The following is a 9,161-nucleotide window of genomic DNA, read 5'->3' as shown; positions in this document are numbered from 1 at the left end:
CAACGGCATCAAGCCATCAACACAAGATCAGGCCGCCGCTTGATGACCGCCCAAACACCAGATTTGACAATAGCTCCTTGCACTGTGGCGGTCGACCAGTTTGGCTGGGAAATGGTGGGATCGGCGTCAACCCGGGTAGGGGCAGACGCCGATCCTGCGCCGGTTAGATTGCGAGGTTGCCACGCATGATGTCGCTGGCTTGCAAAGCGGCAACAGCGCCGCCCGCGCCGACCGGGCGGCCAGAGCGTGGATGGCAACGCTGCGGGCGCGCTCGGTGAGGGGGCAATCCCTTTGCCGAACCGCCCGCGCCTTTATTCGGCGGCCTTGAGCTTGAAGCCCTTTTCGATCATGTCCGCCGGCTCGACCGGATATTCTCCCGAGAAGCAGGCGTCGCAATATTGCGGGCAGGCGCTGTTGCGGCCCGATGCTTCGCCCGCCGCGCGGTACAGACCGTCGAGCGAGATGAATTTCAGCGAATCCACCCCGAGATGTTCGCGCATCTCATCTTCGGACATGGTCGCGGCCAGCAGCTTTTCGCGCTGCGGTGTGTCGACGCCGTAAAAGCACGGCCAGGCCGTGGGCGGCGAGGCGATGCGGAAGTGGACCTCGGCTGCGCCGGCATCAAGGATCATCTCCTTGATCTTGCGCGAGGTGGTGCCGCGCACCACCGAATCGTCGACCAGGATCACCCGCTTGCCGCGGATCAGCGCACGGTTGACGTTGAGCTTGAGACGCACGCCCATGTTGCGGATCTGCTCGGTGGGTTCGATGAAGGTCCGGCCCATGTACTGGTTGCGGATGATCCCCATGCCGTAGGGAATGCCCGATTCATGGGCGAATCCGATGGCCGCAGGCGTGCCGCTGTCGGGCACCGGGCAGACCAGATCCGCCTCGACAGGCGCTTCGCGGGCCAGCTCGACCCCGATCTGACGGCGGGTTTCATAGACCGACCGGCCGCCGATGATGGAATCGGGGCGCGAGAAATACACATGTTCGAAGATGCAGAACCGCGAGCTTTTCGAGCGAAACGGATGCGAGCTTTCGACGCCCTTGTCGGTGATCACCACCATCTCGCCCGGCTCGATCTCGCGGACATATTCGGCACCGATGATGTCGAGCGCGCAGGTTTCGGACGACAGGCACCAGCCGTCGGCCACCTTGCCCAGCACCAGCGGGCGCACGCCAAGCGCATCGCGCACGCCGATCAACTTGGTGCGGGTCATGGCGACGATGCTGAACGCGCCTTCGACGCGGCGCAGCGCGTCTTCCATGCGCGAGGGGATATCGCGTTGCAGCGAGCGCGCCATCAGGTGGATGATGCATTCGCTGTCCGACGAGCTTTGGAAGATCGAGCCGCGTTCGATCAGCTCGCGGCGCAGGGCAACGGCGTTGGTGATATTGCCGTTATGGGCAATCGCCGCGCCGCCCATCGAGAATTCGCCAAAGAACGGCTGCACGTCGCGGATCACCGCCGCCTTCGATCCGGCGGTGGAATAGCGCACATGGCCGATGGCAAGCGCGCCGGGCAGGGTTTCCATCAGCGACTGCTTGGTAAAGTTGTCGCGGACATAGCCGAAGCGGCGGGCAGAGTTGAAGCCGTGTTCAGGCGCGTAGGAGACGATGCCCCCGGCTTCCTGACCTCGGTGCTGAAGGGCGTGCAGGCCAAGCGCGACGAAATTCGCCGCGTCGGTCACACCGATCACGCCGAAAACGCCGCATTCTTCATGTAGCTTGTCCCCGTCGATCGCGTCGAAATCGAAAGGGTTGGCGGGGGGCATCTGGCGCTCGGACAAGTGCAGCTCCGAATCCGGTATTGAGGAGGGTTGCCCCCACATACTGGCATGACGCGCCAGTGTCACGGAAGGATCGCGCTTTGGCGATACAAGTTTGTTACACATTCCCTTGTTTTGAGGCGCAACAAGGGGTTGGGGATACGAAAAAGGCGCGGCTTGCGCCGCGCCTGCTCAACATCCGCGCAAGGGCGGGATCAGATATCGGCGGGGGCCTGACACACAGAGACCAATTCTTCGTACTGGCGGGTGACCCAGCCAAGCGCCTGCTCGGGGTTCTGGTCTTCGATCTTGTCGGTGAATTGAGAGAAAACCATCGCTGAGCGTGAATCGTCGATCATCGCGACATCCTGCGCGGTGATCACCGTCTGGTAGACAAAGAAGGCAACCGCAACCAGCAGCACGCCGCGCGCCACGCCGAACAGGAAGCCAAGCCCCTGATCCAGCCCGCCAAGCGCCGAGCGCTGCACCACGCTCGAGAACACCGGGGTGAACAGCGACACCACCACCAGCGCCAGCGCCAGCACGGCGGCAAAGCCCGCGATCAGCGCCAGCTCGCAGCTATCGGTCAGGAATTCGCCGATCACCGGCGCTTCTTGCACCAGCGGCTGCACCTGCGGTGCAAAGATATAGGCAAGGATGGCGGCGATGACCCATCCGGCGATGGCGAGGGCTTCGCGCACGATGCCCCGCGAATATGCCAGCAACGCCGACAGCACGATGACGATGGCGACGACGCCGTCAACTGCAGTAAAACCTTCCATCCGATCCCGGTCCTGTCTCTTTTACTGTGCGCCTCAACCGGCGCCGAATACTTCGCCCACGACCGTTGCAAGGTCGGGCATTTCGGTCAGGCTCATGCCCCCGCCCTTGGCTTTTCCGCCGCGGGGCAGAATCGCAGTCGTGAAACCAAGTTTCTGCGCCTCTTTCAACCTGTTTTCGGTCTGACCGACCGGGCGGAGCGCCCCGGAGAGCGATATTTCTCCGAATACAACCGTTTCGGGGGGCAGTGCGACGTCTTCTCGCGCCGACAGCAGGGCTGCGGCGACGGCCAGATCGGCGGCCGGTTCGCTGACCTTCATGCCGCCTGCGACGTTGAGGTAAACGTCGAGCCCGGCAAAGGGAATGCCGCAGCGCGCCTCGAGCACCGCAAGGATCATCGCCAGCCGCCCGCCGTCCCAGCCGACAACCGTGCGGCGCGGCTGCGCCTGCGGGGTCGGAGCCACCAGCGCCTGAAATTCCACCAGCACCGGGCGCGTGCCCTCGATGCCGGAAAACACCACCGAGCCGGGGGCAGGGGTGCCACGTTCCGACAGGAACAGCGCCGAGGGGTTGAGCACCTCCCGCAGCCCGCCGCCGGTCATCTCGAACACGCCGATCTCGTCGGCGGGGCCAAAGCGGTTTTTGACGCTGCGCAGGATGCGGAACTGGTGGCCGCGCTCTCCTTCGAAATACAGCACGGTGTCGACCATATGCTCGACAACGCGCGGGCCGGCGATCTGGCCGTCCTTGGTGACGTGGCCCACCATGATGACGCTGCATCCGCGCGCCTTGGCAAAACTGGTCAGCTCATGCGCGGCGGCGCGCACCTGCCCGACAGAGCCGGGCGCGCTGCTGACATTATCGGCCCACATGGTCTGGATCGAATCGATGATGGTGAGCGCCGGGCGCTCTTCTTCCAGCGTGGCGAGGATGTCGCGCAGGTTGGTCTCGTTGGCCAGCTTGACCGGCGCCTGATCCAGCCCGAGCCGCTTGGCGCGCATCCGCACCTGCGCGCTGGCCTCTTCGCCGCTGGCATAGATCACCTTGAGCCCGGCCCCGGCAAAGGCCGCCGCCGCCTGTAGCAGCAGCGTCGATTTGCCGATCCCCGGATCGCCGCCCACAAGGATCGCCGAGCCGGGCACCAGCCCGCCGCCGAGCACCCTGTCGAGCTCGTCCATGCCGCAGGAGGTGCGCGGCGGCGGAGCTTCGGATTGCGACAGGTCGGTGAGCTTGGCGCTGCGCCCGCGGCTGTTGCCAAGCGCCTTGCCCGGAGGTCCGGCGGAGACCGGAGCCTCCTCGACGATGGAGTTCCACTCGCCGCAGGCCTCGCACCGCCCCGACCATTTCGAGGTGGCATTGCCGCAGGATTGACAGATGAAATTCGATTGTACGCGCGCCATGCCGCCTACATGGCCCGCGCGCCCGGCAGGCGCAAGGCGTGGCACGTCGACAGGAGCGCCGCCCCCGCGATGGTGATCAGCTGGCGGCGATCGAGGTCATTCCGCCGCCTGACGCGGGTTCATCGCGACCACGCGCGGCTCGCCCGCTGCCGCTGTCTGCTCGGGCATCGAGGGTTCGGAGGTTTGCGGGGCTTGGGAACCCGGCTCGGCCGCTGTGGTCGTGGCGGCTTCGGGAAGGATCTCGGGCATGATTTCCACGAGCTCTTCGCGGAGCCGGGCCAGCTGCGCCGCGCCGATGTCTTCTTCCAGCGACACCTGCATGTGCCACTGGCGGATTTCAGTCGCGACCGCCTTGGCCTCGGCGAGGCGGTCGTTGAAATCGTCGATCTCCTGCTGGCGGGCGGTAAGAAAATCGCGCGCCCGCGCCAGATTGCTGTCGGAATAGGTCTGGGCCAGTTCGCGTGAGACATGGCTCATCTGCGCGGCGACTTCGAGCACCGAGGGTTCCAGATCGCCAAGATCGGGGTGGTCGCGCAGAAAGGCGATGCGCTCGCGCACCGAATCGAATTCCGAGGACAGGGTGAAAACCCCCTCGCGGTCGGCGCGGTGCGCGGCGGCGTAGGCCTTGGCGACATCGCGCATGGTCATGTGAAACTTGCGATGCGAGGTCTCGAGCGCCATGATCCGGCGGTTGCCGGGCAAGAAGAACATCAGCCCAAAGGCCAGCGCCGCAAGGGTGAGTTGCAGCCATTTCCCTGCATTCGCATAGACGGTCTCGCCAAATTGCAACGGCAGGACCAGCCATGGCACCAGCTCGAATGCGGCGGACAGACAATAGGCCGACAGCCCGACCCCAAGAGCGATGACCAGAACAAAAGCGAGCCTTTGCATGACGAACTGGATGGCCAGCCCAGCGTCGCGAAACGATGACGTCATGATGTGTACCCCCTGTAAAACAATTTAACCGAACCAATGCTTACCCATCATTATATGCCAAAGGGTGCATAACTCGGAAATTTTTTTGACCTTACGTCCTCGCCAGGGGCAGGGCGGGGTGTGGCCTCAGGCCCGAAATGTTGCGACGGTCAGATCAGCCTCTGCGCGTTTCCGCCCAGGAGATGGCCAGCGAGGCAAGGATGCAGCCGGTGAACAGATACAGCCCCCACGCGGTTTCGATCCGCCCGACACCGATGCCCTTGGCAAGGGTGATGTAGATCGCCACGAGGAACACATCGGCCATGGCCAGCTTGTTCAGCACCCCCAGCAAGGGCAGCAGCCGGCGTGGCAGCTTGCCGGATTGCACGAGGCTGAGCGTCAGCGTCTTGGTCCACGGCACGATCAGCGCCAACAGCGCCACAAGCATCGCCAGCGCCGCATCGCTTTGCCACAGCGCGGCAATGCCGCTCAGCACGCTGATTTCGTGCAGCCCGAACAGCGGCAGTAGCCCCGCGCGCATCAAGGGCGCAGCCCATGCCACCGGATAGAGCAGCAAAAGCGCCAGATTCGCGATCCTGAGCACGTCGAGACGGCTCTTGCGAAAGGCGGTCATGTTCAGAAGAATCGGCTGGCGATCCACAACCCGATGAGCAGCCACAGCAGGGCGATATGGGCAAAGTCGAGGCCGCGCTGGTCACGGCGCGGCAGGTAGGCGCTGATCGCCAGAAAGAGCGATGGCACGAGCAGGGGGATCATGCCGCTGCCCATCGCCATCAGCCGCGCCGCCGAGGCGTAAAGCGCTCCTTGCGGCGTGCCCGCCATCGGTGCCAGCAGCACCGCGCAGCCGAGCACCGCCAGCACCAGCGCCGCCAGAGCGGCAAGGCGCGATGGGCCAGAGGCGCGCAGCACCCGCACCAGCGCCAGCGCGGCGATCAGTTCCAGAAAGACAAAGCGCTTGAAGATCAGGAAGGCAAGCAGCAGGGGGCTGGGTTCGAACATCGGGTTACCTCACGGCGGCAATCGGGCCGGTGGCGCGCCCGTGGATGAATTGTTGCAGATAGGGGTCGGGCGCGGCGTCCATCTGGGCCACCGGGCCCGTCCACTTGAGGGTGCCCTCATGCAGCATTGCGACGGTATCGGCGATGGCGCGCACCGAGCTCATGTCATGGGTGATGGTGATCGCGGTGGCGCCCATCTCGGTGACGATCTCGCGGATCAGATCATTGATCACCCCGGCCATGATCGGGTCAAGCCCGGTGGTCGGCTCGTCGAAAAAGATGATCTCGGGGTCGGCGGCAATGGCGCGGGCAAGCCCGACGCGCTTTTGCATGCCGCCCGACAGCTCGGCCGGAAAGGCATCGGCGACATCCGGCGTCAGCCCGACGCGGCGCAGCTTTTCGATGGCGATTTCGCGCGCTTCGGTCTTGGGGCGGCGCAGCGAGCCGCGCAGCAGGCGAAAGGCGACGTTCTGCCAGACGCTTAGCGAATCGAACAGCGCGGCGCCCTGAAACAGCATGCCGAAACGGGCCAGAAAGGCGTCGCGGTCGCCCTCATGGATGTCGTGGCCATCGACGGCGATGGTTCCCGCGTCAGGCTCGACCAGCCCAAGGATGCACCTGAGCAGCACCGATTTGCCGGTGCCAGAGCCGCCGATGATCACCATCGAGGTGCCCTTGGCCACATGCAGATCGACGCCGCGCAATACCTGCTTGTCGCCAAATGCTTTCCGGACGCCGTTCAGCAGGATCATGGCGCGAGCCCTTCGGGTGTAGACGACATGCAGATCATAGCGAGAAGAACAGCCCCGTCAGCACGAAGTTGGCGGCAAGGATCAGCACGGCAGCGGCTTCGACCGACCCTTTGGTGGCGCGGCCCACGCCCTGCGCGCCGCGCCCCGAATTCATGCCGAAATAGCAGCCCATCAGCGCCGCGATGCCGCCAAAAGCGCAGCCCTTGGCAAGCGAGGACAGGATATCCAGCGGTTCGAGAAAGCTGATGGTGTTGACCAGATAGGCGGCCGGATTGAAGCCCAGCGATTTTGTCGCCACCAGATAGCCGCCCATGATGCCGATCACATCGCCGCAAGCCACCAGCAGCGGCACGGTGATCAGCGCCGCCAGCAGGCGCGGCGCGACAAGATAGGTCATCGGGTTGGTCGACAGGGTGGTCAGCGCGTCGATCTGTTCGGTGACCTTCATGGTGGCGATCTCGGCGGCGATGCTCGATGTCACCCGCGCCGCGATCATCAGCCCGACCAGCACCGGCCCCAGTTCGCGCACCATGCCGATGGCGACGATCTGCGGCACCACGGCCTCGGCGCTGAAGCGCGCGCCGCCGGAATAGATCTGCAGCGCCAGCGCCGCACCGGTAAAGATCGCCGTCAGCCCGACCACCGGCAGCGACAGCCAGCCGACATGCAGCAGCGCTAGCGCGATCTCACGCGGATAGAGCGGCGGCTTGACGATATGCGCCAGCGCCTGCCCTGCAAAGATGGCGACGCGCCCCGCCGAAGCCAGCGCCGTCAGCACGGCGCGGCCCAGCAGCGCAAGAGGCAGGGTTGGGCTCATGCGCCGGTATAGGTCCGGGCGTAGCGGCTGCCGAGCCCGGTCAGCACCTCGTAGCCGATGGTGCCGATGGCGTCGGCCACCGCATCGACGCCCTGTTTCGGGCCCAGCAGGTGCAGCGCATCGGGCACTTGCTCCAACGCGGTGACATCGACGGTGATCAGGTCCATCGACACCCGCCCAAGGATCTTGCAGCGGGAATTTCCCGCCCAGAGATAGCCCTTGGCGGCCAGCGCCCGGTGGATGCCATCGGCATAGCCCGCCGAGATCGTCGCCACCCTTGTCGGCACCCGCGCGACCCATGCATTGCCATAGCCCACCGCCTCGCCAGGCGAGACGTCGCGGGTCTGGATCACCGGCAGCGCCAGCGTCGCCACCGGCAGCGCATCGGCAAACGGCATACCGCCGTACATGCCGATGCCGGGGCGGGTCAGTTCGAAATGATAGTCGGGGCCCAGCAGGATGCCGCCCGTCGCCGCCAGCGAGCGCGGCACGCCGGTGCCATCGGTCATCTCGCGGAAGGTGCGCAGCTGAAAGGCGTTCATGCCATGATCTGGCTCGTCGGCGCAGGCAAGATGCGACATCAGCAGGCGCGGCGACTGGGCCAGCGCGATGTCGCGCAGGGCGGCCCATTCGGCCGGTTCCATGCCCAGCCGGTTCATGCCGCTGTCAAGTTGGACGCCAAAGGGATGCCCCGGCAGCGCCTCGACATGGCGCAGCATCTGGTCGATGGAATTGAGCATCGGCGTCAGATCGGCATCGCGGATCTGATCCGCATCGCCCGCCATGTGGCCACCAAGAATGTTGATCTCGGGGCCGGGGCCAAGGACGCGGCGCAACGTCACGCCCTCGTCGGTCATGGCAACGAAGAAGCGCCGCGCGCCTTCGGCGGCTAGTGCCGGGCCGACGCGGCCAATGCCAAGGCCATAGCCGTTGGCCTTGACCACGGCGGCGGCTTCGCCGGTGGAAAAATCAGCGAGCGCGCGCCAGTTGGCGCGGATCGCGGCGAGGTCGATGGAAAGCTGTGCCTGTGCCATGGGATGCTTGGAATACGAAGCCGTAGCGGGGTCAAGATCAAAAGCAGATCTGTGGCAATCCAATTGTGCCTGTCCGCTGCCCGGCAGGGTATTGCAAAGAAATGCCCGAGAGGGGACCAATAGGTTCAGTGGCACGGCGATACCGGATTTGCACCTTGAGGGTCTTTTGCCTACGGCACAGGGTCGAGTAGTCCGGAACGGGCCAGTCCAGCCCCGCGAGCCACAGCAGACTGGCGACCATCCCGGCAGTCTGTCTGAGCGGCAGCTTGAACAGCACCTTGATCCCCTCGCGGGACATTGTTGTACAATACCCTGCCGGGCAGTGGACAGGCAGAACTGAATGGCCGCATTCGAGAACACCGGTGGGCGCCCAGGGCGGCCTTCATGTGGCGCGTGCCAGGCAATCTCCTTGTCCAGCCACCCTCTCGCACATGCAGGTATGTCCTGCCGGGCAGTGGATCAGCAACGACCCCCGCTTCCTGAGCGCATCGTTGTAGGTGGACCATTTCGTCGTGCGGTAGCGAGCGGGCTTGAGTTTGCTCATGCAGTTCGTCTAACTGGATGGATTCTTCATGTGAATCCTTCACCGATTGAGTGAGCTACCCCCCGAAATTCGGAGACTGACATAAGCTATGATTTGCAGTCTGCTGATCTTCGACGAGAAGGAGATCA

9 protein-coding genes and 1 pseudogene are annotated in these 9,161 nt (G+C 64.7%); all 10 read right to left on the bottom strand.

The genetic code is table 11. The features are described 5' to 3' along the window. Positions 1-311 precede the first annotated feature (311 nt). Positions 312-1,778, bottom strand: a complete 1,467-nt coding sequence (gene purF, locus Q4543_RS22990) for an amidophosphoribosyltransferase (protein ID WP_216006198.1) — start codon at positions 1,776-1,778, stop codon at positions 312-314. A gap of 209 nt (positions 1,779-1,987) precedes the next feature. Further along, positions 1,988-2,554, bottom strand: a complete 567-nt coding sequence (locus Q4543_RS22985; RefSeq protein WP_303442198.1) for a CvpA family protein — start codon at positions 2,552-2,554, stop codon at positions 1,988-1,990. Positions 2,555-2,587: 33 nt separating this feature from the next. Then, positions 2,588-3,952 (bottom strand): DNA repair protein RadA, encoded by a 1,365-nt coding sequence (gene radA / locus Q4543_RS22980; RefSeq protein ID WP_216006158.1) that lies wholly within the window; start codon positions 3,950-3,952, stop codon positions 2,588-2,590. Positions 3,953-4,048: 96 nt separating this feature from the next. After that, entirely contained in the window at positions 4,049-4,888 is an 840-nt protein-coding gene (locus tag Q4543_RS22975; RefSeq protein ID WP_303442197.1) for a DNA repair protein, read from the bottom strand. A 154-nt stretch (positions 4,889-5,042) separates the two neighbouring features. Next, a complete protein-coding gene (locus Q4543_RS22970) occupies positions 5,043-5,501 on the bottom strand; it encodes a paraquat-inducible protein A (RefSeq protein ID WP_303442195.1) in 459 nt (152 codons plus the stop codon). Between the two features lie 2 nt (positions 5,502-5,503). Continuing rightward, positions 5,504-5,887 (bottom strand): hypothetical protein, encoded by a 384-nt coding sequence (locus Q4543_RS22965; RefSeq protein ID WP_303442192.1) that lies wholly within the window; start codon positions 5,885-5,887, stop codon positions 5,504-5,506. Positions 5,888-5,891: 4 nt separating this feature from the next. Continuing rightward, entirely contained in the window at positions 5,892-6,638 is a 747-nt protein-coding gene (locus Q4543_RS22960) for an ABC transporter ATP-binding protein (protein WP_303442190.1), read from the bottom strand. Positions 6,639-6,672: 34 nt separating this feature from the next. Beyond that, positions 6,673-7,455: an ABC transporter permease gene (locus Q4543_RS22955; RefSeq protein WP_216006154.1), complete on the bottom strand. Its 783-nt coding sequence runs from the start codon at positions 7,453-7,455 to the stop codon at positions 6,673-6,675. Then, the gene (alr, locus tag Q4543_RS22950) at positions 7,452-8,489 is read right to left on the bottom strand and encodes an alanine racemase (RefSeq protein ID WP_216006153.1); all 1,038 of its coding nucleotides are present in this window, start codon (positions 8,487-8,489) and stop codon (positions 7,452-7,454) included. Before alr ends, Q4543_RS22955 begins: the two co-directional genes overlap by 4 nt. A gap of 108 nt (positions 8,490-8,597) precedes the next feature. After that, positions 8,598-9,033: pseudogene (locus tag Q4543_RS22945) on the bottom strand (transposase); the annotation flags it as partial. Positions 9,034-9,161 lie beyond the last annotated feature (128 nt).

Origin of the sequence: Salipiger sp. 1_MG-2023, from assembly GCF_030547555.1 — a bacterium.
Taxonomy (GTDB): domain Bacteria; phylum Pseudomonadota; class Alphaproteobacteria; order Rhodobacterales; family Rhodobacteraceae; genus Salipiger.
This window is presented reverse-complemented; position numbering and strand designations above follow the sequence as displayed.